Source organism: Burkholderia sp. ZZQ-2 (assembly GCF_050768715.1).
Classification (GTDB): Bacteria; Pseudomonadota; Gammaproteobacteria; order Burkholderiales; family Burkholderiaceae; genus Burkholderia; species Burkholderia cepacia.
The window spans coordinates 51,378-73,656 of sequence record NZ_LDVA01000291.1 but is presented as its reverse complement, the minus strand read 5'-3'; the positions used below and the strand labels follow the sequence as shown (position 1 = coordinate 73,656).

The window sequence follows — 22,279 nt, the reverse complement described above, 5'->3', positions numbered from 1 at the left end:
CCGTTGTCCGCCGCCGCGGATCGATGACCGGCCGACACCCGCGCTCGCATGGCGGGGCGTCCGGATGCACCGAGTATGCGTCCGGTTCGCGGCACTCCGCCATCCGCGCCAATACCACTCACCGCCCGCCCATCCGTCCCCGTGATCCGCGCCGACGCCGGCCCCGCAAGCACCGCTCGGCACGACGCGTCCCGATGAAAATCCGCCTTGATCAAGTTGCGACCCGCAACTATTATTGATTGCGATCCGCAACCTTTCCGGGCTGACCATGGACCTCATCGACGCTCCCGCCAAGCCTCGCGAAGCAACCATCCTCGAGCTTCGCGACTTCTCCCGCAAACTGGTTCGCGAGCTCGGCTTCATGCGCGCGACGCTGGCCGACAGCGACTGGGCGCCTTCGGCGGTTCACGCGATCCTCGAGATCGGGATGGCGCCCGGCATCAACGCCCGCGATCTGGGCAACATCCTGCGGCTGGACAAATCGAACACGAGCCGGCAACTCGCGCGGCTCGAGGCGGCCGGCATCGTCGAACGGCGCGTATCGAGCGACGATGCGCGCGCGACCGAGCTGTACCTGACCGCCGACGGCAAGAAGCTCCAGAAAAGAATCGACGCGTTCGCGACGGATCAGGTGTCGAATGCGTTGCGCCGCATGATGCCGGCGGATCAGCAGGCGCTGCTGCGCTCGCTCGCGCTGTATGCCGATGCGCTCGCGCAGGACAACGCCGCCAGGGCAAGCGCCGCGACACCCGACGCGCCATCGATCCGCGAAGGCTACCAGCCGGGCTGCATCGGCGATATCGCGAGCCTTCACGCGCGCTTCTATTCGGAACACTGGGGATTCGGCGCCTTTTTCGAAAAGCGGGTGGCGACCGAGCTGGCCGAGTTCGCCGGTGCGCTGCCGGCCGACGGCAAGGCGCTCTGGCTGTGCCAGGAAGACGGACGGACGCTCGCGTCGCTCGCGATCGACGGCGACCCGGCAACGGGCGTCGCGCATCTGCGATGGTTCATCGTGAACGATGCGTTGCGCGGCTCGGGCATCGGGCGCCGGCTCATGACGGAAGCCATGCGCTTCGTCGACGCACAGCGGTTTCGCGAAACCTATCTGTGGACGTTCAAGGGCCTCGATTCGGCACGCCACCTGTACGAGTCGTTCGGCTTCACGCTGACGAGCGAATCCGCGGGCACGCAATGGGGCACCGAGGTGGTCGAGCAGCGCTTCAGCCGGCCCGGGCCATCCGGCGGCTGAAGGTCGACGGGCTGCAAGCCGTCGAATATTCTCATCACTTGACGCCCGTCATGGCCGCTCGAGCCGCGTCGCGTGCGCGGTTCATCCGTTATCGCGATCACGCCGAACGCCTGCATCGGCCTGCGAATCACTAGGGAAAATCCCGAGACATCCTTACAGCGATTTACCTGATGATTCACGGAAGCGTCATGTTTTCGGCGATCCAGCGGTCCGCCAAGCTTTCAGTTCGCGTCTCGAAACCGATGACGCATCGCGGCAAATTCGATGACCGCGGCCTGAAACGGCAGTCGCTGGCGAATCGTCAGGTGTTCAATACTTTCAACAACCCGGTCGAGAGTAAACGTGAGATTCCGTGGCCCGCTGGTGCGGTGGAGACGAGGCGATGCGCGAAACCTGCGCGCCGCGATCGCGTCCACCGACGACAGTGGTGACGGCTGGCAAAGTCCTCGCCTGCATCTGTCGATCTACACCATCCTGTCCTGCCGCTCCGTTCGCCGCCACAACGCCGTCGCCGCGCGTGCGTACGTCGCGATCCATACCGACGACGTGGCCTCGCTGCTGCCTTAGCGCTTCCCCCCCTTTCCCTGCATCCGTTCGACCTGCCCGCCGTGTCGCCCGACCGGTGACGGAATCCGCTCGCGCTTCGTTTCCGTGCGAGCCGGCCCGCAATCGAACGGATTCCTGATCGTCGCGCACCACGCTCGCTCACCGCGAGCGGTGCTCGCGCACGCCCGCTTCATCCGATGAACCGTCGCGCACCGGCCCGCGCATCGCGGATCGACACGCGCCCTGAAAATGGAAGACCTCGTCATGCGAATCCGCACGCTTGCCCGCAGCATTGCAACCGCCGCCACCCTGTCGGCCGCCGCGTCCGCCGGCACGACCGCCCACGCGGCCGGTGAACTGAACATCTACAACTGGTCCGACTACATCGCACCGGACACGGTCCCGAACTTCCAGAAGCAGACGGGCCTCCACGTGCGTTACGACAATTACGACAGCGACGACACGCTGCAGGCGAAACTGATGTCGGGGAATTCCGGCTACGACATCGTCGTGCCGACGTCGAACTACATGGCCAAGCAGATTCAGGCGAGCGTCTACCAGCCGCTCGACAAGTCGAAGCTGCCGAACCTGTCGAACCTCGATCCGCTGCTGATGAAGATGGTCGCCGACGCCGATCCGGGCAACCAGTACGGCGTGCCATGGGCCTACGGCACCGACGGCATCGGCTACAACGTGCAGGCGGTGAAGAAGGCGCTCGGCGACAAGGCGCCGGTCGACAGCTGGGCGCTGGTGTTCGACCCGGCCAACATGGCGAAGCTCAAGAGCTGCGGCGTATCGTTCCTCGACCAGGCCGTCGACGTGTTCGCGGCCACGCTGCAATACATGGGCAAGGACCCGAACAGCACGAACCCGGCCGACTACCGCGCGGCGTACGAGGTGCTGAAGAAGGTGCGCCCGTACATCACGCAGTTCAACTCGTCGGGCTACATCAACGATCTCGCGAACAACGACCTGTGCGTGTCGTTCGGCTATTCGGGCGACGTCGGCATTGCGCACCGCCGCGCCGCCGAAGCGAAGCGCCCGTACGAGATCCGCTTCGCGAACCCGAAGGAAGGCGGGCTGCTGTGGTTCGACATGATGGTGATCCCGAAGGATGCGCCGAACCGCGACGCCGCGCTGAAGTGGATCAACTACCTGCAGGATCCGAAGGTCAACGCCGGCATCACCAACGCGGTGTTCTATCCGACCGCGAACAAGGCCGCGCGCCAGTACGTGAAGCCCGCGATCGCGCGCGACCCGTCGGTGTATCCGGCCGACGAGGTGCTGAGCAGGATGACGCTGCTCAAGCCGATGCCGCCCGAGATTCGCCGGCTGCAGAACCGGCTGTGGGCGCAGTTGAAGACGGGGCGCTGAGCGTCGTCGCTCGACGCGATCCGATCCGGTGCCGCACCTGCGGCCGTCCGGACGGAGGCGCATACGGCGCCGACGCGCTCGTGCTCGCGTCGTTGCGGCGGACGTTCGACCCATTCGCGACGTCGCCCGACCTGCCGCACGGCCGGCGACAGCAGGCGGACGTCGAGACGAATGCGCTCGACGCCTTTCGATGCGCTATCGCGGCACCTGCTCCACCGAAAACGCGTCTTCCACGAACCGGATCACGTCGTCGAGCGACGACGTGCACGTGGCGCCCGCCGCGAGCACGCGAAACGCCCCCTCCGGCCCGAAGCAGACGAGCGGCTTGCGCCAGCGCCGCGCGAGCGCAATCTCCTCGGCCGTGCCGTGCCCGCCCGGCAGCGCGACGATCAGGTCGCTGCTCAGCACGTTCACGTAGTTGCGGTTGATCGTGTGCGGCTCGGCGTCCGGCTCGCGGCGCGGCAGCGGCGTGAGGATCGGGATGTCGACGAACGGATGCGGATAGCCGTCGAGCGGCACGAAGCCCGCGAGCGGATCGGCCTGCGTCGGCAGGATGCCGATCGATCGCCCGGCCCGCCCGGGCACGCCGGCGAACGCCCGCGCGACCGCCAGCATCACGCCCTGCCCGCCGCCCGTCAGCAGGTTGAAACCGGCCTGCGCGAGCCATGCGCCGAGCGGCTCCGAAAACGCGAGCCACGGCTCCTTGCCCGAGCCCATCACGCCGATCGTCCTGTTCTTCTGCTGCATCGTGGTTTCCGGAGAAGGGATTGGATTGCGCGCGATCGCCGCGCTCATTCGAGCTCGACGCCCTTGAGCTCGGGGATCAGGAACAGCGTCGCGACCATGTCGAGCACGTAGAGGCCGGCGAGCATCGCGATGGCCGTCTGGAACGAATAGTGCGCGGCAAGCGCGCCGACCGCGACCGGGCCGAAGCCGCCCACCGCGCGGCCGATGTTCCACAGCACGTTCTGCGCGGTTGCGCGTGCGGCCGTCGGATAACCCTCCGACATCAGCGTCCCGTAGCCACCGACCATCCCGTTGACGAACATGCCCATCAGCGCGCCGGCCCACAGCATCGCCGTGGGGTCCGACAGCCGCGCATACGCGATGACCGTCGCCACCGCGCCGAGCTGGTACAGCAGGAACGTCGGCTTGCGCCCGATGCGGTCGGCCAGTTGCCCGAACACCCAGACGCCGATCATCATCCCGACGACCGTCACCGCCGTCCACACCCCCGACTTCGTCAGCGAGAAACCCATCTGTTTCGACAGGAAGGTTGGCAGCCAGATCATGATCCCGTAGTAGCCGAAGTTCTGGACCGAACACAGGATCACGATGCCGAGGCTCGTGCGCGCGGTGCGGCCGTCCGCGACGAGCAGGCGGAACGCGTTGGCCTTCGGCTGCGCCGCGCGCTGCACGAACGCCTCCGGCTCGTGCAGCTTGTTGCGCATCGCCCACGCGAGCAGTGCGGGCAGCACGCCGACCAGGAACATCCCGCGCCAGCCGATGTGCAGCAGCAGGAACGGCGTCAGCAGGGCGGCCAGCAGCACGCCGGCCTGCCAGCCGAGCGCGACGTAGCACGACACGCGCGCGCGTTTGCTGGCCGGCCACGCTTCCGCCGCGAGCGCCATGCCGATCCCGAACTCGCCGCCCAGCCCGATGCCCGCGATGGTGCGGTAGACGAGCAGATCCCGGAAACCCTGTGCGAACGCACACAGCCCGGTGAAGACCGCGAACAGCAGGATCGTCCAGGTCAGCACGCGCACGCGCCCGTAGCGGTCGCTCAGCGCACCGAACAGGATGCCGCCGGCGACAGCGCCGATCAGCGTCCAGGTGACGAGCGCGCCGCCCTGCCCGGGAGTCAGGTGCAGCGCCGCCGTGATCGCCGGCAGCATGAAGCCGAGGATCAGCAGGTCGAAGCCGTCCATCGCATAGCCGATCGCCGATCCGGCCAGCGCTTTCCACGCGTATGCGCCGACCTGCTCGACGCGCGGGGCCGACGGGCCGCCGAGCGTCGGAGATTTCATGTTTGCTGCCATGATGTCCTGCCACGATTGTCCGGCGACATTCTAAGGCCTGTGCCCGCGAACGAAGGACCGGCAGGTCGGCCAGTGGCGAGGGTCCGCGCGCGCCGGCACCCGCCTGCGGGACGGCATGGCGGCAACCTGCGGGTCATGAACGGGAGAGAAAAACGGCGGGCCGGTGTCGGCGGTGAAGCCGGCGATGTCGCGGCCAGGCCGGACACCGGATGAACGACTACGTAGGGGGAGCAGGTTGCCGGCCGGCCCGCTTGCGCGAGCCGGAAGGCGCCGGAGGGTCCGGCGGCCTGGCCGGCTTCAGCCCTGGTCGTCGCCGGGCCACCAGGTCTTGGCCTCGCGGTCGACGGCGAGCGTGTCGAGATCCTTGCCTTCGAGCCATTTCGGCCGCGGGCCGCGGCCCGACCATGAGCGGCCGGTCGTCGGATCGTAGTACTTGGCAGGCGCCTTGCGTTTTCGCTGGACGATATAACCGAGCGCGCTCAGCACTTCCTGCTGCGAAATTCCCAAAAGCTCGACCTGTTCCTTGAATGCCGCGAGCGCGGCCTGCTTCTCCTTCTGCTTCGCATCCGACAGCTTGATATTCAGGTCCCGAAGTTGTGCTTCGAGTTCCTGCAGGGCCTGGGTCATGTATTCATCCTCTTTGGGCATGTTTTCGCAAAAAGCTCCGATGGCGGAACCTACCACGAAGTTCCGCCGATGGGTGCTGTCAAATGTATGTATCGTTTGCCTGAGCCGGCGTGGCTTGCGCGATACGCACTAAACGACGTCGCGCGTCAATCGATGACAGACTGAACCGGCCCGGCAACGCGCAGCCCGCCGCATACGAAGGCACGGGCGAACGACTGCGGCAAGTAGGCGCCGCACCAGGCACTGGCGCGGCATGGCGCGAATGATAGCAGTGCACGGCATCGCGATGCAGAAGTCGTCGGCCGGCGTCGATCCGGACCCGGTCGCTTTTTGGTCGCTTTTCGGCCGCTTACAGACCGACGTCGCAGGCGTCCCACGCGATCCTGTCGAACAGCGCGCGCAGCTTCGCGCCGCGCGCCGCGTTCAGCGCGGCCGCATGCGCGACGCGCCCGGCGAGATGCGCGCGGAAGTCCGGACGCGCACCGCGATTCTGCGCCGCCGGCCCGCTCCGGATGCAGTTGGTCAGGATGGCCTTCAGGAGATCGAACTCATCGCGCGCCAGATTCGGATGACGATTGACGACCACGCCGGCGAGTTGCTGGCGCATGCCGCGCCGCATCACGCGCGTCTTGCGCAGGTGCAGCGCAAAGCCCTCCTCGAGCGCGATCGCGGCAACGCGCACCTGCAGCCGCTCGACGTCGCGCGCCAGCGCGCCGCCGCCGGAAAATGCGAGATCGTCGGCGTAACGCGTGTAGGTTGCATCGAGCGAACGCGCGAGCGCGGCGAGCCGCATGTCGAACCGGAAGGCGCTCAGGTTCGCCAGCGCCGGCGACGTCGGCGCCCCCTGCGGCAGATGCCGTTCTCGATAGCGCTGGCGGCCGATCCAGTCGAACCGGTCGCGCAGATCCGGTGCGAGCAGCCGCGCGGACGGCACGCGGTTGGTGCACAGCCCGGTAAGCGTGCGCGCGACTTCGGCCGGGTATCCGAGCGTGACGAACAGCGCGTGAATGCGCGCGGCGCGTATCGATACGAAGAAATCCGCGAGGTCGAAACGGACGACGATATCGCGATCGGCATGCGGCGCCGCGAACGACACGATCCCGTGCCCCTTGCGAAAACCGTGCACCGCTCCGTGCGGCGCGATGCGGTCGAGCAGCCCGTGCAGGATGCGGCGCTGCGCTTCGCGCAGCCGGCCCTTCGGGATCTCGACCAGGCGGCACCCGCCGCTGCGCTTGTCGTGCGCCACGTACGTGTAGTGATGCAACGGCGTGGCGCCGCTGCGCGCGTCGACGCGCCAATGGTCGGACAGCCAGTCGAGTTCCGGCACGCGCACGCCGAGCCAGTCGGCGAGATCGCCGGGCGTCGCCCATTGCGGCACGTCGCAGCCGGCCAGCGGCGCCGGCAACGGCAGTTGGACGAGCGGCCGCCGCACGACGCGGATCGCGGCGGGCCGGTCGCTGCCGTACCACGCGAGCACGAACGGCGGCGCATCGGCGAGGTGCGCCGCAAGCGCATCGATGTCGACATCGGCCCAGCGCGCGCCGAAGCGCACGAGCGCGGCGTCCGCGACTTCGTGAGTCCACGGCGGCGCGCCGCCGAGCACCGCCGCCATCCGGGACAGGACGCCGGCACGTTCGGGCGCACCGGCCAGCATCGCCTCGGCAATCGTGCGGGTGGTATCGCGCAGGGATGAAGACATGGAAAAGGATGGGCGGGACGATGAGCCAACGTGACGGGTATTGCGAGGAGTCACGTTGCGCAACGCGCAACGGCGCTCCTTGCGACGCATCGGGATGTCGATCTGATCCACGGGGTAGCCCCGTAGTCCTGGAACATCGGCTGCCTGTTCCGGGCGTGAGCTTGACCCACCGGCCCGCGATGCGACTTTAAAGGCCGCGAACGCGGCGTGTCAAACCGGGGCGATCCGGTGCGGCCGGATCGCGACGACCGACTTACGCGCGCCGGGAAAACAATTCGCGGTACGCGATCGGCGCGACGCCGACACCGGCCATGTTGTTCAGCATCGTGGCCCAGGTCGCGTTGTCGACGCTGACCGGAAACGAACGCACGCGGTTGGCGAGCAGCCAGAAGGTGCGCGTCATGCCGTTGCTCATCGCGACTTCGTACCCGCCTCCCTCGATCCAGTAGCCGACCGGCGGCAACGCCACCGGTTCGAGGCGGCCGGCCCGGAACGCGGCGGCGGCCGACGCGTACTTGCTGTCGAGCGGCATGACGCGGCGCGGCACGCAGTCCTGCGAGTTCGGCTGCGGGAATCTCGGGCTCGTGCCGAGCCACAGGCCATAGAACGTCTGCGCGTCGAGATGCACGACGTAGCGCTCCGTTTCAGCGGGCGTCGCCGCCATGTAGCAGTCGGCCTGGCCCGGAACGGCGACACGCCACATCGCGCGCTGCGCGCTGAGGTCGACCAGTTCGCTCGCCTGCGGCCGTGGGTGGACGGGAGACGGTCGCCCCGCTTCGCGCAGGTCGCGCGCGCGATCGAGACCGATACGAAGACGTGTCAGCATGGGCCCTCTCTTGCTCTCGTGATTTGTTCGAATGAGCCGGGGCGCGGGCGAAACCATCGTCGCGTGTCGGCAAACCGTGTGCCCGACGCCCTGACGCGCCCGGTGTGCCCGGGAACCCGCGCAGTGTAGCGCCTTTCCGTTCGGGCACGAGTCGCTTCGTGCCAGGGATTCCTCCCGCGCTCGATCAATCGAACCCCATGAACGCCCATGCGCTTCGCCTGCCGCGCCGGCACCACTATCGATCATCGCCTCAATATTCGTCGCCGATTATTTGAATATCGAAACAATCAAAAAATAAAAACAACACCACCCAGAATTCAATTAAATCAAATTCAAACAAAAAATTATCGAATTCCATTAACGATAAATTAATTCGATTGGCGCCCTCAAACCCAAATAAATAGTCTGTGTTGTGCGCCGCAACACCGCGATTCAAAAATCAAAGAGGTAACGGAGGCGCAGCACGAATCATTTCATTCGTGCTTTGTCGCAAAGTTCCAGCTTGCCAGGCCCCGTTGATTTCCAGACGCTTGCGAATCAGCAATCCGGAAGGATAGACATGTCTTTCCGGACGTGGCCGACGTCGTCAGATCGCATCATTTCATTCAATTCCAAAGGAAAGTCATGAAGAAGATTGCAACCGTGCTGTTTTCAGCACTGATGCTCGCCTCCACGTGCGCGTCCGCACAGGCGCTTTGCAAAGCCGGCAAGATCGACAAGATCGAAACCGACACCACCGGCAACCTGCTGGTGACGATCAACGATGGCGTCTACTCGTTCAGTGCCAAGGAAGTTTATTCGATTATTTACCAGGCATATTCTGAAAACAGAAATCTTTTTATCTATGGAAATAATTGTGCGAATGGCTCGCCGGCGACCCGCTTTGCGATTCGTTAATCGATCTTGAAGCGCTCGACGATTATCGATACGTGAAGCCCGGTGCTGGATTGACGGTCTGAATCCAGCACCACCGCGGGCTGGAGTGCCGATACTGCGCGACATCGCACCTGCATGCCCGCTACCTGTTCATCCATCTGCCATTCCCGTCCGGGTACCGACGAAGCCGGCCGGCTTGCCATTGCGATTCAGGCGTCGTCCGGCGTTTGTCGCCTCCATCGCATCATCGTGACGTTCACGCCGAGCCGGATGCCCGGTTCGTTGCGCCAGGCTCGCGCGTGATTCCATGTGCGGCTTGTGAAAGCGCATGCACGGCCGTAGCATCAGGCATCCCTGCGTCGGCGACCGTCGGGGCCCAGCCATGAGCAGACGCCCGGCTGTCGGATATCGCCATGCGCAGACCGTACCCATCCCCGTCGAAGGCGCCCAATGATCGACCACGTTTACATCTCAGTCACCGACATCGAAAAATCACTGGCCTTCTACGCTGAAGCCTTGAAGCCGCTCGGCTGGAGCATTTTCGGCAACTACGACTCCGCCTCGGGCCCGGAAAGCGTCCCCGATCTTTACGGCATCGGCGACGATGTGTACGGCAAGGGAGCGGGAGTCGGATCGAGCATCTGGCTGCGCAAACGTCATCCCGGCGAGACCGGGCTTTACGTCGGGATCGTCTGCGATACCAATGAACTGGTCGACGCGGCCTACGCCGCCGCGATCAAGGCCGGCGGGATTGACGAGGGGAAACCGGCGGATCGTACCTACTTCGCCCCCGGCTACTACGCCGCCAACGTAGCCGACTTCGACGGCAACCGCCTCGAATTCGTACACAAGGCGTGGAACCCGAAGCGACACGCGTAGCACATCGATGCACGGGCGCCCTGGCTGTTCGGTCTGCGCCGCCCGCGCCGATGCGTGAATCGCATGCGGCATGGCCCACCACGCATCGGCTGAGAAGCGCGACCGCGCGGGCCGTCTCCCGGCGGTCCGCCACAGGCGACGTCACCGATCCAGCAAGCGCCCCAGCCGCATCATCGTGACGTTCACGCCGAGATGCCGCATCGACGGTTGCACGATCACGCAGTTGTCGTACGGCGTGACGATCACATGGTCGCCGTCGCGGGCAATTTCGGTGCCGGCCTTCCCGATCACCTCGAGCCCCGTGAACGGTTGCGAGAACCGGAAATCCATCGAACGCGCGACGACCGGCTCCGTGATCTCGACGAACTTCTGCCGCACCGGCGCGGCCTGCGTGAGGAAGGCCGCGACGTCGTCACGCGCGACCACGCCCGCATGCAGCAGGAAGCGCGCCGCGCTGTCGAGCGCGACGTCACGCGCGCTCGCGGCGAAGTGCTGGCCCGTCTCGATCAGTAGCGCATTCTTCGCGCTCGCCGCGTCGCCGAAGCCGCCGTAGTCGCGCAGCCGCGTGCCGTTCGCATGGCCGCGATCGATGATCACGTGCTCCGGCGTGCCGATTGCGGCCGCCAGCGCGATCGCCTTCTCGAGCGGCCCGGTCATCATCAGCGGCGCGGACGCTTCGTGCATCGAATGAATGTCGAGCAGCAGGTCGACCGTATCGAGCAGCGGACGCATCGCGCGCGCACGCGCGAGCTCGCGGCTGTCGCGCGTGCCGTCGAGCGCGGCCGGCGTCCACACGCGATTCATGTCCTCGTCGAGGTAGCGCGTCGCATCGGCGTTCTCCGCACTGAAGTGCTCGTAGGCGCCCACGTTGCCGAAGCCGAGCGACAGCCGGCCCGCAACCGGCTGCAGGCCCGCGGCCAGCAACGTATCCACCGCGATCGCGCCGCTGACTTCGTTGCCGTGCGTCAGCGCGAGGATCATCACGTGCTTGCCGGGCCGGCCGCTGTCGAACGTATGCAGATAGTCGATGCCCGTATTGCCCGCGCGCCAGCGCGAGATGTCGGGGAAGGCCACTTCGATCGGATAGGCCGGCAAGGCGGCGCGGATGGCTTCAAGCGTGGTCATGTCGGAAAGGCTCAACAAGGTTCGGAAAAGGCACGGCCTGCGTGTGCCGGCTGCGCCGGAATCGGGTTTGCGGCCGGCGCGTCACGCCCCGGTCGCGCGTGTCGATGGCGCGGCGGCGGCCGCCGTGCCGCGCATCCGGCGGCCGAGCGAAATCACCGACGTGATCCCGAGCACGGCCGTCGCCATCACGTAGAAACTCGGCGCCAGCTTGTTGTGCGTCGCGTCGATCAGCCAGGTCACGATCAGCGGCGCGAAGCCGCCGAACAGCGTCACCGAGAAGTTGTACGACAGCGCGAGGCCCGTGCCGCGCGTGCTCGTCGGGAAGATGTCGGCGAGCAGCGCCGGCAGCGGCGCGAGGCTCACCGCGATCAACAGGCCGACCAGCGCCTGGACCGCGAGCAGCGTCTCGACCGTCGGATAGCGGTTCAGCATGACGAACAGCGGCCACGTCGTCACGCCGACCAGGATCAGCGCGATCAGCATCACGCGGATGCGACCGAAACGGTCCGACAGATGCCCCACGACCGGCGCGGCGACCATCAGCATCGCGCCCGTGACGACCGCGCCGAGATACGACGACGTGGCCGGGATATGCAGCTGCTTGACCGCGTACGTCGGCATGTACAGCTTGTGCACGTAGTTGAAGGCCGTGGCCGTCGCGACCACCCCCGCGCCGAGCAGCATGTTCGCGCGATCGCGCACGAACACGTCCCGCAGCGGCGACTTCGCGCGCCCTTGCTCGCCCAGCCGGCGGAAATCGGCCGGTTCGTCGATGTTGCGGCGAATGTAGAGCCCGACCGGGCCGATCAGCAGCCCGACCGAAAACGCGACGCGCCAGCCCCACGTGTGCAGCTGGTCGGTCGTCAGCAGCAGGCTCAGCAGCGCCGATACGCCGGCCGCGAGCACCGTCGCGAGCCCCTGCGTTGACATCTGCCAGCTCGCGAAGAAACCGCGGCGCTTCGCATCGGCCTGCTCGACCATGAACGCGGTCGCCGCGCCGAATTCGCCGCCCGTCGAGAAACCCTGCAGCATCCGCGCGACGATGATCAGCAACGGCGACGCGATGCCGATCTGCGCATACGTCGGCGCGAACGCGATCATCGCGGTGCCGAGCATCATCAGCCCGATCGACATCGTCAGCGATGCCTTGCGGCCCGCGCGGTCGGCGTAGCTGCCGAGCACGATCGAGCCGAGCGGACGCGTGACGAACGAAATGCCGAACGTGCCGACCGACAGCAGCAGCGAAGTCGCCGCGTCGTGCGTGGGGAAAAACAACTGGCCGATGACGATCGCGAAGTAACCGTAGATCAGCAGATCGTAGAACTCCAGCGCGTTGCCGATGCTCGCGGCGCAGATCTCGCGCCACGGGTTGTGCGGGGCCGGCGTCGCGCCGTGTGTATTGCGGGTCATCCCTTTGCTCCTCCGGTAATGCTGGCCGTCAGGATTTTGAAAGACGGCGCGCGGCTTTGCCGGCGGCCGTTCGGGCCAGTCAAGCGCGGAGTGTAGGCAACGCGGGGCGGGCGTTCGTGCCGTTTCGGCACGCAATCGTGCCGATCGGCGCGCAGGCCGCGCGGGCGCTGCCCGCGGAGGCTACGCGGCGCCGTCGTCGCGGGCCGGCGCGGTGCGCCAGATCGCGTCCAGTACCGGGTGCGGGTCGTTCCGTCGCCGGTACAGCGCAATGTCGAAGCCGATCTGCCAGTCGGCGCCCCCGACGATCGCGAGCTCGCCGCGCCGCACGTCGTCGGCAACGAGCCGCTGCGGCAGCCACGCAAGGCCGAGCCCGCGGCGCGCCATCGCGAGGATCGCTTCGTACGAGTCGGCCTGGTACACGGGCCGCAGCGTCGGGCGGCCGGGCATTTCGGCGAGATGGCGTGCCAGCACCGCGCGCAGGGTCAGCGTGCGCGCGAACGCGAGCCACGGCACCGGCGCCTGCCCGGCCGGCAGCCGGTAGCGCACGCTGCCGCGCGCATCGAACGCGCTGACCGGCACCAGCACCTCGCGCGCGACGGACAGCCAGTCGAAGCGGTCGCGATCGATCAGCAGCCGCGTATGCGGGCTCGAATAGACGATCAGCATGTCGGCGTCGCCGGCCGTGAGCTGCAGGATCGCTTCCTCCGCGCTGCCGGTCGACACGGTCGCCGTAAAAAAACCGGCGCGCGCAACGGTCTCGTCGTACCAGTCGGGGAAGAAGGTGGCCGAGAGCGTGCGGCCGGTCGCGATTCGCAGGTTGTTCTCCAGCACCGGCGACGCTTCCTGGAGTTGCGTGCGGGCGCCGTGCAGGACGTCGAGCGCGTTCGATGCCGCATCGAGAAACACGGTGCCCGCCGCCGTCAGTTCGAGCGGCTTCGTGCGCGCGATCAGGCGCGCGCCGACCCACTCCTCGAGCGACCGGATACGGCGGCCGAACGCCGGATGCGTGACGAACCGGTTCTCCGCCGCGCGGGTGAAGCTGCGCGTGCGCGCGAGTTCGACGAAGTCTTCGAGCCATTTCAGTTGCATGGCTGGGCTCCTGGGTGGGCGATGGTGGGCCGGCCGGTGCGCGCGGGCCGCCTCCGTCGCGCGGCTGTCGCCATGGACGGCTGCGGATCATGCGGCGCGGGCCGCGGCGTGGCGCCCGATCCTACAGCGTCTGCGGCGCATCGCGCAGCACGGCGCGCAGCGCGATATCGAAAGGCGTCGCGTGATCGATCCCGGCTGCGCGTACGCGCGATGCGTCCAGATGGCAATCGTACGGACGCGGCGTCGCGTCGGTCGGCTGGTCGATCCGCGTGAGCGATGCTTCGATGCCGAGCGCGGCCGCGATCCGCTGCGCAATGTCGTACTTCGTCATCGGCTCCTCGCCCGACCAGTGACGGATGCCCGTGATCGACGCACCCGCGAGATGGCGCAATGTCAGGTCGCGGATGACGTCCGCGACGTCCGGCGTATACGTCGGGTAACGGATCGCCCAGGCGTCCATGCCGACCGCGTCGGCGCCCGGCCGTGCGGACGCGGCGATCGCCGGCACGAGACTCGTGACGGCCGATTCGCTCCAGTCGACGATCGGGCCGTACAGCAGCGGCAGGCGCAGCACGCACGACAGCGGCGACGCGGCGAGGAGCGCCGCCTCGCCTTCCAGCTTCGTGCGGCCGTAGATGTTCAGCGGATTCGGGGTGGCGTCCTCGCGGTACGGAGCGGCCTTGCCGTCGAAGACGTAGTCGGTGGAGATGCCGAGCGTCCATGCGCCGTGTCGCGCGGCGAGCGCGCCGATGCGCGCCTGGGCGGTGACGTTGATCGCGCGTGCGCCGTCAGGATCGCGTTCGCAGACGTCCGGGCGGCGTTCGGCCGCGCAGATGATCACGGCGGCCGGCTGGCGGGTGGCGAAGAGGTGTTCGAGGGCCGGCTCGTCGAGGACGTCGAGTTCGGCGAGGTTTTCCGCCGGCAACGCAAGGCGTTTTGCGCCTGCGCCGTGCGGGTTGCGAATCGTCGCGACGAGGTTTAACGAAGACTCGCGGGACAGCGATGCGGCAACTGCGCGGCCGAGGAGGCCGGCGGCGCCGATGAGAAGGACGGTCGATTGCGGCACGGTAGCCATCTGTGAAAGGAGAACGGGGATTCCCCAATCTATACAAGAACAGGCAACCGATGTCGACTCCCCTCACTCGTCGGCTGCATGCCTGTCTTCTCGTCACGTCGGGACTCGCGGCGCCGGTCGGCCTGGCGACACCCGCCGAGCGGATCCGGATGACGCTTCCGGCACGCTCGTCATTCGCGGACAGGCAGGCTGCAGGATTCCCGTCGACCTGCCTGATCTCCAGTTCGACGGGCGCCACCGACGTCGCCATTGCGTCCGACAGGCACGACAGCGCCGCGAGCAAGCCCGGCGCGCTGCTTCAAAAGCCTGTCTGCACTACCTGAATCCTCCCGGAACGGCACAAGAATGCGAACAAGCGCTTGGGTGGCCCGACATAACCATGGTGAAACCCGTAAGCGGCGCCCGGCCCAACCTTGTCCGCGCCGTCATTCGCGACCGGAACGCCACGACGCGAAGCCCACTGCGCCGCTCAGTATCCTGCCGACGCGCACGGGTTCCCTTCCTGCCCCGGCGTCGCAATGCGGACACCGCCCCCCGCTTGCCTGATCACGCAAAACGCCGAGCTGTACACCGGGCCATAGCCCCCTCCCGGTACGATCGAGATGCTGTAGAACTTGTTGATGTCCAGCGCCCTCGGCGCCGCACGCACAACCGCACCGGCCACGGTCTGGCCATAGACGAGACACGCGCCTCGCTTCAGATAAACCGGCGGCGCACTCCCCGGAACCTCCAGCGCCCAATACGTGACAACGGGACTGACCGGGCCGGTTTGTCTCGTCACATCGACCCCGCGGATCTGGATCGGGTCGGAACCAGTGTCGTCACTTGCCGGCAGGCAAGCAGCCGGTTTTCCGTCGATCTGCCTGATGTCCAGGCGAATCGGACCGTGCGACGTGGCAACCGCACAGGAGGTAAACAACCAGCACGATAGGCATGCCACGGCACTGCTTCGCAAAATTTCCCTCACGCTTCGCATCCATTCATCGCGGCATCGAAACCACTCGAGTCAATCAGGAATTCAAACATCGCCACCGTGCGACGGCGCCCGTCCCGCTACTTCGGCAAATTGTCCGTATTCTTCGGATCCCGCAGCAACGGCGCGAGCACCCAGTCGAGTTCTTCCGGCGCGCCGACGTATCCGCGGTGAATGATCGCCTGGTATTTCTTGAGCACATGAATCGCGAAATAATCCGCGACCAGATTTCCCTGCTGCTCCATGTTGTAGTCGTGAAAAACGTTCTGAGGCGTGATGGTGTACTGATAGGCACGCTCGCCGCGAATGGTGACGGTCAGCCCGTGCCAGCGCACCGAATATCCGAGCTGGTATTGCCAGACGTGCGTCATCTCGTGCATGAACCATGACATGTCGCCATCCGCCACCGACGCGGCGGAGAAGTCCTCGAGAAAGTCCTCGTCGCGAAAATACATGTGCCCGTCAGGGGTAACTGCGGTTCTCTTGCGCTGCATGTCGAACCAGAAGTAACTCCCCCGATGCACCCGCACCTTGTCGTAATCGATGCTGTCCTTGAAGACGGTCCGGGCCATCTCGATCTCGCCCGCCGTCAACGGCCGATCATGTCCCTTGACCGTCATCGACTTCTCCGATTCTCCCAACTGAAACTGGTTCGTCTGCACGCCGTTGATCTTGACTCGGCAATCCACGCCGTCACCGCCTTCCGCGCAAGCTTCACGACGCCGTCGATCAGTGGCCGGCTGTCAAGCTGCGTACCACGCGGCAGGGTGACGGCGGCCGACATCTGTGCCGCCCGGCCGCTGTCCATCTCGAAGTGCGCGATCGAACATGACGGAAACGCGCGCAAGTAGTGCGGGTACAGCGTCTCGAACCATGCCTCGGTAAACCGCGGATAGTCGTCGTTCTCCGTCGGCAATGTCCTGAAGCAGACGATTTCTGCGAGACGCCGCGGCGTGAACAGCGTCACTGTGCACGCGCAATCATGTCCGGAACCTGTTCGTTTGGCACCGCAGCACCCACGCCGCACGCGCCACACGTCACGCCCCGCCCACAAAAACAAAACCCGGCGCACTTTCGTGCACCGGGCTCCGAGCCGAACGGAACCGCCGCCCCGCCTTACTTCCGGTCGAGCGAATACCGCCCCGGCCCGGTCAGTGCGAGCAACAGCAGCCCGCCGATGATGCTCACATTCTTGTAGAAGTTGATCATCGCCACGTATTGCTCCATCCCCTGCAGCGCCCAGTAGCGATGGCCGATCAGCGCGGTCGCGAGCGTATAGGCGGCGAACACCAGTGCGAGCGGACGCGTATAGAAGCCGGCCGCGATCAGCAGGCCGCCGACCAGCTCGACCGCCACCGCGATCACCGCGGCCAGTTCGGGCGCCGGGTTCCCCGTCGACGCCATGTACGCGACGGTGCCCGAGAAGCCGCTCAGCTTCTGCCAGCCGAACAGCACGAACAGGATCATCAACAGCACGCGAGCCGCCAGCAGCAGCTCGTCCTTCTTCGACTCCAGCGAAACGTAACGCATAGCAATATCACCCTTGAATTGACGGTTTGATGCATCCGGTGCCGGGAGGCGCCGAATCACTCCTCGCACGATCGGACAGCAGGCCGGAGGGCTCGCCGCCGAAGAATCCGTCGGGTTGCGCCGTTCCCGGCGCGCTTCCGATCGGTTCTGGCGAAGCACGGGTGCAGTCTACTGTCTCGCCAAGAATCATCAATCCGCCAAAGAAGGATTCGCTGTCCCGTTCAAGTGGACAATCGAAGGCAAACACGCCGACAGGCAAAGGTCGGCAGGCAGTGCAAATCAACCCGCCGCATGTTTCCGGAACACGGAAACGCCCCGCTTCTTTCAGGCCACCTGATTCAATCTATATTTTCGGCTTCAATTGACACAAATCGGTCACAACCGCGCATATCGAACCTGTCATTAAACGGCGGGTTCAATATCGATTCACAAAGGCCGACTTGATTCCCGCAACTCGACCCGCATTGCAATCGACCGGGCATTCTGTTTCATAAAAAATCTCATGGCCCGGAAACGAACATCCGCAATGCGAAAACGTTTCGCGGGCAGGCGGACTGGAATCGCCGGTGACGCATGTCGTCCGTCAGACAAGGATTTCAGCCCGTCATCGACCAGGAAACACCCTTTCCACACACCGTCGATCGATCCGATGTTTAGCAGAATCAGCGCAAAACCTTGACCAATCATTCTCGCCCTTTGCCAGTTTTCAACACCGTGAAAAATCCTTGAATAAATACAGCCAAAACGGTGTGTTTACGGCAAAAAATCGCAGACCTTTAGTCCTCACTCAAACACCCCGTTCCCGTCTGCATTTTTCTCAACATGCATTACAAAAAATTACCAAGTAATACCGATTTAAATATACGATAGCGCACGTCCTTACGTTTTCCCGACACTCCCGTGAACCCCGGGAACGCGTCGCGCCGGACGCGCCCTGCCTTCGAAGCGCCGCAGGCCGACCCGGCAGCCGCTCGTCACGGGATCGTTATTCAACCGGAGACCACCCATGGCAACGAACACGCCCGTGACCAGCGGCGCGAACACGAACAGCCTGTTGCAACAGGCGGCGCAATCGATCATCAACGGCTCGACCGGTAATCCGTCGATGGACGTCGGCACGCTCGTCAAGACGCTGGTGAACGCGAAAACCGCCGGCCGGGCCGCGGCGCTCGCCGCGTCGCAGACCACCGGCACGACGCAGATTTCCGCATTCGGCGCGCTGTCGTCGGCACTGGGTGCGCTCGAGGCGGGCCTCGCCTCGCTGTCGAATGGCGGGCTGCAGTCGACTTTCACCGCGGTCGCGAGCGGCAAGGGCCTGACCGCGACGGCGGGCGCGGGCGCGGTGGCCGGCACCTACACGATCGGCGTCACGCAGACCGCGACCGCGCAGGCGCTGGCTTCGTCGGGCTTCGACGGGAGCAAGGCGCTCGGCACCGGCACGCTGACGCTGTCGCTCGGCAGCCAGTCGTTCAAGGTCGACGTCACCGGCACGAACAACACGCTGTCGGGCATCGCGGCCGCGATCAACTCCGCGGCGAACAACCCGGGGATCAGCGCGACCGTGATCAACGGCACCGACGGCGCGCACCTCGTGCTCGCGTCGACGAAAACGGGCTCGGCGAACGCGATCAGCGTCGCGGTCGGCAACGTGGCCAACGACAACGGGCTGTCGAACCTCGGCGTCACGTCGACGGCCGACACGACGGGCGGCGCGTCGAAGATCGAATCGGCGAACAGCGCGGCCGCGTGGCGGCAAAGCGCCGTCGCGCAGGACGCGAAGTTCACGCTCAACGGCATCGCGTCGACCAGCGCGAGCAACACGGTGTCGGGCGTGCTGAGCGGCGTCACGCTGAACCTGTCGGCGGCCGCGGTCAACGCGACCGACACGCAGACGCTGACGGTCAGCACCGATACGAAGTCGCAGGCGGCCACGATCACGAACTTCGTGAGTCTCTACAACACCGTCGTCAAGACGATGGGCGCGCTGTCGAGCTACACGGAAGGGGCGAGTTCACAGGGTGCGCTGATCGGCGATTCGACGCTGAACACGATCCGCAACTCGCTCGCGTCGATCGTCGCGCGCGGTGTCGTGAACGAGAACGGCAACGGACACACGAACCTGATGGCGATCGGCATCTCGCTCGAGAAGGACGGCACGCTGAAGGCCGACAGCGCGAAGCTCGACAGTGCGCTGTCCAACAACCCGTCAGGGGTCGCGCGCCTGTTCAACTCGACGAACGGGATGGGCAAGCAACTGACCGACCAGATCGCGCCCTTCACGAAAAAAGGCGGGATGATCGAAGTGCGCACGAACGCGCTGAGTGCCAACCTGAAGCGCGTCACGCAGCAGCAGACGGATCTGGCCGACTACGCCGCGCAATTGACCAAGCAGTATCAGGCGCAGTTCACGGCGCTCAATACGCTGATGGCCAAGATGAACTCGAACACGCAATACCTGACGCGGCTGTTCGGCGGCGCCAACAGCAGCGGCACGCTGGCGAACAAGTAATGCGCGCCCGGGCCGCCGGATGATCGCGGCGGCGGCCGGTCAATGGATCGACCGGCTCGCGCCGCCGCGCACGGCGTCCCGCCTGGGCACATCACGCAGACGCCGGCGGTGCGCAAGCATGCGCCGGGCGCCCTTCCGCGGTTCGCTCCATCACGGCAGGCCGTGCCGTCAGCCGAGACCTTCGACGCGATCGGCAAACAAATCGATCGCACGCGACACCTGACGCCCGAAATGGCCTGGCCGTTCGCGCTCGTATGCGCGCAGCAGCGACGTGCATTCACGCTCCGCCCAGCGCCACACGGGGCCCTGTTTCGCGAAGACCGGATGACCGTGCAGTTCGGCCGGTACCGCGTGCTCGTCGTCCCATCCCCAGAAATACGCCTGGTACGCACGTGCGTACGGCATCCCCAGATGGCTCGCCACGGTCTCGTCGTGGCGCAGCGTGAAATCGACGATTTCCTTGCGCGCACGGCCGCCGATATCGTCATGACGCGCCTCGATCCAGCAGTGATACCTCGCGAGCTGCGACAGGTGCCGCGCGGTGCGGCGCCGCTCGCGCGTCGTGCACAGCGCATACAGGTTGCCGCCGCCGAAATCCAGCACCTCCCCACCCGCGAACGGCCGGTACGGCTTGCCGGTCAGCAGCGTCAGCACCTGCGCGCCGACGATCGCGTAGTCGGCACATCGCATGTAGCCGCTGCGCGTCGTCGCTTCCGACACGCTCCGGTGGACGACCTCATCGATCACGCCGTGCAGCATGGGATCTACCGGTGCCGCCAGGATCGGTGGCTGGCTTGTCGTCGTGACGTGTTGCATGGGAAGCGGATGCGGATTCAACGGTTCGTCGGGAAAAGCGCTCGGCGGCGCGATATTACGAATCGTTACAAGAAACGATGAGGGGGGATGATCAGATTTGTGTGCTTTTGTCGCCCGACGTGAACATGCACCGGTCAGCCGTCGGCGGCGGATCGCGGGACGCAACGCGTCGGACGGACGAGCGGCGGCGGCGCGGTTGTGGCTTGGCTTGGCACCGGCACCGGCACCGGCACCGGCACCGGCACCGGCGCTTGAGGCTTGAGGCTTGAGGCTTGAGGCTTGAGGCTCGCGGGCAGGATAGTGCGATGAAATGGATGAAGGTCAGACCGCGCGTCGGTGCCGTATCGACAGCCCATCGTCATTCATGACGACGGGCAACGCTGACCGTCGACGAATGCAGCGGCCCCGCCGCGACAGGTACCCTTGCCGCCCTCGACAGCATAGAAACGCCGATGGATTCGCCGCGCCATACGTTGGGGCCGAGCACGCGCCGGGTTCACATCATCGGCGATCGCGGAGACGCCACCAACACCGCTTGTCGCGACGCGTACACAACGCAACGCATCGCGACAAACCGACCGTGCTTGCAGCCACCGTGCGCCGCCCTGCGCCCCCACGCGCGAGCATCCGCCTGCACGGCACGCGATGCCGTCGCGCACCACAGAACACGGACGACACACCACGCGCTCTATTGCGCAGCGATCCGACGACGGAAATGCTCGGTGCCGGCCACGATCTTGTCGAGCACCGCATCGAGTGCCCAGAATCGTTCACGCACGTCGTAGTCGATCGCACGGCAGCGGATCGACGCGAAGGTGCCGATCCGCTGGTGATAGAGCTTCGCGAGCGCCGGGTACCCGAGTGCCTCCGACACCGCCGAGACGACCAGGAACGTCGAAAGCTCGTCGGCCAGTTCGGGATGCGCATCCCCTTGCGTGCGCAACCACCGGTACAGATCCGGATGAAAGTTGGTGAACACGCCGTTGAAGCCGGCGGAACCCGCCTTCATCGCATCCCGCGCGATCGCGGCATTCGCGTTGAGGATCTTCAGCGGCGAGCCCTCGGCGAGCGCGACCCGCCGCTTCACCGTTTCCAGGTCGCAGCTCACGTCCTTGAGCATCACGAACCGGCCCGTGTCGATGCACGCGCGCAGTTCGTCATCCGACAGCAGCCGCCGGTAAGGCGCCGGACATTCGTACAGCCCGAGCGGCAGGTCCGACGGCAATCGCGCAAGCAGCCGGTGAAGGTGGTCGAGCAACGCGGCACTGCCCTGGCGCTGCGGATCGAGGCGGTTGGTCACGAGCACGACGCCCTGCGCGCCCGATTCGGCCGCCGCGCACAGCTCCGCGGCCTGCGCGTCGAGATCGTCGCTGATGTGCCCGGACGCGACGACGGGCACGCGCCCGGCCACCCGCTCGACCACGAAGCGCGCGAGCTCCGCGCGTTCGGCCAGACTCAGGAACTGCATCTCGCTCGATTGCGCGACCGCGAACAATGCATCCGCGCCGTGCGCGAGATACCACTCGATCAGCCGCTCGAGCCCTGCGTAGTCGATCGCGCCGGCATCGTCGAACGGCGTCAGCATCACCGGGACGATCCCTTCGATGGTCACGTTCGCTTGCTGCTGTTGCATCTGT

General features: G+C 66.0%; 21 protein-coding genes and 1 pseudogene. 7 read left to right on the top strand and 15 right to left on the bottom strand.

The annotated features are described in order from the left end of the window. Positions 1-268: 268 nt before the first annotated feature. From ABY44_RS24810 to ABY44_RS24800, 3 genes are all read left to right on the top strand, one after another. The gene (locus ABY44_RS24810) at positions 269-1,249 is read left to right on the top strand and encodes a bifunctional helix-turn-helix transcriptional regulator/GNAT family N-acetyltransferase (protein WP_060170125.1); all 981 of its coding nucleotides are present in this window, start codon (positions 269-271) and stop codon (positions 1,247-1,249) included. Between the two features lie 342 nt (positions 1,250-1,591). Beyond that, on the top strand, positions 1,592-1,816 hold the full coding sequence (locus tag ABY44_RS24805) for a hypothetical protein (protein WP_081057161.1): 225 nt from the start codon (positions 1,592-1,594) through the stop codon (positions 1,814-1,816). Positions 1,817-2,059: 243 nt separating this feature from the next. Next, a complete protein-coding gene (locus ABY44_RS24800; protein WP_042975491.1) occupies positions 2,060-3,169 on the top strand; it encodes a polyamine ABC transporter substrate-binding protein in 1,110 nt (369 codons plus the stop codon). Between the two features lie 195 nt (positions 3,170-3,364). Here ABY44_RS24800 and ABY44_RS24795 read toward each other — a convergent pair whose 3' ends face one another. The 5 genes from ABY44_RS24795 to ABY44_RS24775 form a co-directional block, all read right to left on the bottom strand. Next, positions 3,365-3,964 carry a hypothetical protein gene (locus ABY44_RS24795; RefSeq protein ID WP_060170123.1) on the bottom strand — a complete coding sequence of 200 codons (600 nt, stop codon included), beginning with the start codon at positions 3,962-3,964 and terminating at the stop codon, positions 3,365-3,367. Next, positions 3,961-5,208: an MFS transporter gene (locus ABY44_RS24790; RefSeq protein ID WP_027792131.1), complete on the bottom strand. Its 1,248-nt coding sequence runs from the start codon at positions 5,206-5,208 to the stop codon at positions 3,961-3,963. The genes ABY44_RS24795 and ABY44_RS24790 overlap by 4 nt, the downstream gene beginning before the upstream one ends. 297 nt (positions 5,209-5,505) lie before the next feature. After that, positions 5,506-5,835 carry an H-NS family nucleoid-associated regulatory protein gene (locus ABY44_RS24785; RefSeq protein ID WP_027792132.1) on the bottom strand — a complete coding sequence of 110 codons (330 nt, stop codon included), beginning with the start codon at positions 5,833-5,835 and terminating at the stop codon, positions 5,506-5,508. A 349-nt stretch (positions 5,836-6,184) separates the two neighbouring features. Further along, on the bottom strand, positions 6,185-7,534 hold the full coding sequence (locus ABY44_RS24780) for a reverse transcriptase family protein (protein ID WP_060170121.1): 1,350 nt from the start codon (positions 7,532-7,534) through the stop codon (positions 6,185-6,187). Between the two features lie 253 nt (positions 7,535-7,787). After that, positions 7,788-8,360 (bottom strand): plasmid fertility inhibition factor family protein, encoded by a 573-nt coding sequence (locus tag ABY44_RS24775; RefSeq protein ID WP_027792134.1) that lies wholly within the window; start codon positions 8,358-8,360, stop codon positions 7,788-7,790. A 624-nt stretch (positions 8,361-8,984) separates the two neighbouring features. On the opposite strand from ABY44_RS24775, the gene ABY44_RS24770 reads away from it, so the two are divergent. Further along, positions 8,985-9,257, top strand: coding sequence for a hypothetical protein (locus ABY44_RS24770; protein WP_021160117.1), 273 nt, complete (start codon positions 8,985-8,987; stop codon positions 9,255-9,257). Here ABY44_RS24770 and ABY44_RS24765 read toward each other — a convergent pair. Next, a complete protein-coding gene (locus tag ABY44_RS24765; RefSeq protein ID WP_155637825.1) occupies positions 9,254-9,394 on the bottom strand; it encodes a hypothetical protein in 141 nt (46 codons plus the stop codon). The two genes, ABY44_RS24770 and ABY44_RS24765, sit on opposite strands and share 4 nt — an antisense overlap. Positions 9,395-9,686: 292 nt before the next feature. Here ABY44_RS24765 and ABY44_RS24760 point away from each other — a divergent pair, with 292 nt between their 5' ends. Next, the gene (locus ABY44_RS24760; RefSeq protein WP_027792136.1) at positions 9,687-10,115 is read left to right on the top strand and encodes a VOC family protein; all 429 of its coding nucleotides are present in this window, start codon (positions 9,687-9,689) and stop codon (positions 10,113-10,115) included. Positions 10,116-10,256: 141 nt separating this feature from the next. Here the strand turns inward: ABY44_RS24760 and ABY44_RS24755 are convergent, their stop codons facing one another. The 4 genes from ABY44_RS24755 to ABY44_RS24740 form a co-directional block, all read right to left on the bottom strand. Next, positions 10,257-11,240 carry a succinylglutamate desuccinylase/aspartoacylase domain-containing protein gene (locus ABY44_RS24755; RefSeq protein ID WP_060170119.1) on the bottom strand — a complete coding sequence of 328 codons (984 nt, stop codon included), beginning with the start codon at positions 11,238-11,240 and terminating at the stop codon, positions 10,257-10,259. A gap of 81 nt (positions 11,241-11,321) precedes the next feature. Beyond that, positions 11,322-12,650 (bottom strand): MFS transporter, encoded by a 1,329-nt coding sequence (locus tag ABY44_RS24750; protein WP_060170117.1) that lies wholly within the window; start codon positions 12,648-12,650, stop codon positions 11,322-11,324. A gap of 180 nt (positions 12,651-12,830) precedes the next feature. Next, a complete protein-coding gene (locus ABY44_RS24745) occupies positions 12,831-13,739 on the bottom strand; it encodes a LysR family transcriptional regulator (RefSeq protein ID WP_027792138.1) in 909 nt (302 codons plus the stop codon). Positions 13,740-13,860: 121 nt separating this feature from the next. After that, positions 13,861-14,814 carry a dTDP-4-dehydrorhamnose reductase family protein gene (locus ABY44_RS24740; protein WP_059585915.1) on the bottom strand — a complete coding sequence of 318 codons (954 nt, stop codon included), beginning with the start codon at positions 14,812-14,814 and terminating at the stop codon, positions 13,861-13,863. Positions 14,815-14,864: 50 nt separating this feature from the next. On the opposite strand from ABY44_RS24740, the gene ABY44_RS24735 reads away from it, so the two are divergent. Further along, positions 14,865-15,137 (top strand): hypothetical protein, encoded by a 273-nt coding sequence (locus ABY44_RS24735; protein WP_027792140.1) that lies wholly within the window; start codon positions 14,865-14,867, stop codon positions 15,135-15,137. Between the two features lie 730 nt (positions 15,138-15,867). Here the strand turns inward: ABY44_RS24735 and ABY44_RS24730 are convergent. The 3 genes and pseudogenes from ABY44_RS24730 to ABY44_RS24720 all read right to left on the bottom strand — a co-directional run. Further along, a pseudogene (locus tag ABY44_RS24730) lies at positions 15,868-16,467 on the bottom strand (type VI secretion system Vgr family protein); the annotation flags it as partial. Continuing rightward, positions 16,404-16,754 (bottom strand): type VI secretion system baseplate subunit TssF, encoded by a 351-nt coding sequence (locus ABY44_RS24725; RefSeq protein ID WP_060170112.1) that lies wholly within the window; start codon positions 16,752-16,754, stop codon positions 16,404-16,406. The gene ABY44_RS24725 and the pseudogene ABY44_RS24730, both read right to left, overlap by 64 nt. A 149-nt stretch (positions 16,755-16,903) precedes the next feature. Further along, complete coding sequence (locus ABY44_RS24720; RefSeq protein WP_060170110.1) at positions 16,904-17,317, bottom strand: DoxX family protein; 414 nt, start codon at positions 17,315-17,317, stop codon at positions 16,904-16,906. Positions 17,318-18,323: 1,006 nt separating this feature from the next. Here ABY44_RS24720 and fliD point away from each other — a divergent pair. Continuing rightward, positions 18,324-19,826, top strand: coding sequence for a flagellar filament capping protein FliD (gene fliD, locus ABY44_RS24715; RefSeq protein WP_060170108.1), 1,503 nt, complete (start codon positions 18,324-18,326; stop codon positions 19,824-19,826). 168 nt (positions 19,827-19,994) lie between these two features. On the opposite strand, the gene ABY44_RS24710 is transcribed toward fliD, so the two are convergent. Together ABY44_RS24710 and ABY44_RS24705 are read right to left on the bottom strand one after the other, a co-directional pair. After that, positions 19,995-20,642 (bottom strand): hypothetical protein, encoded by a 648-nt coding sequence (locus tag ABY44_RS24710; RefSeq protein WP_060170106.1) that lies wholly within the window; start codon positions 20,640-20,642, stop codon positions 19,995-19,997. 688 nt (positions 20,643-21,330) lie between these two features. After that, positions 21,331-22,275 carry a dihydrodipicolinate synthase family protein gene (locus ABY44_RS24705; protein ID WP_027792146.1) on the bottom strand — a complete coding sequence of 315 codons (945 nt, stop codon included), beginning with the start codon at positions 22,273-22,275 and terminating at the stop codon, positions 21,331-21,333. Between the last annotated feature and the right edge of the window lie 4 nt (positions 22,276-22,279).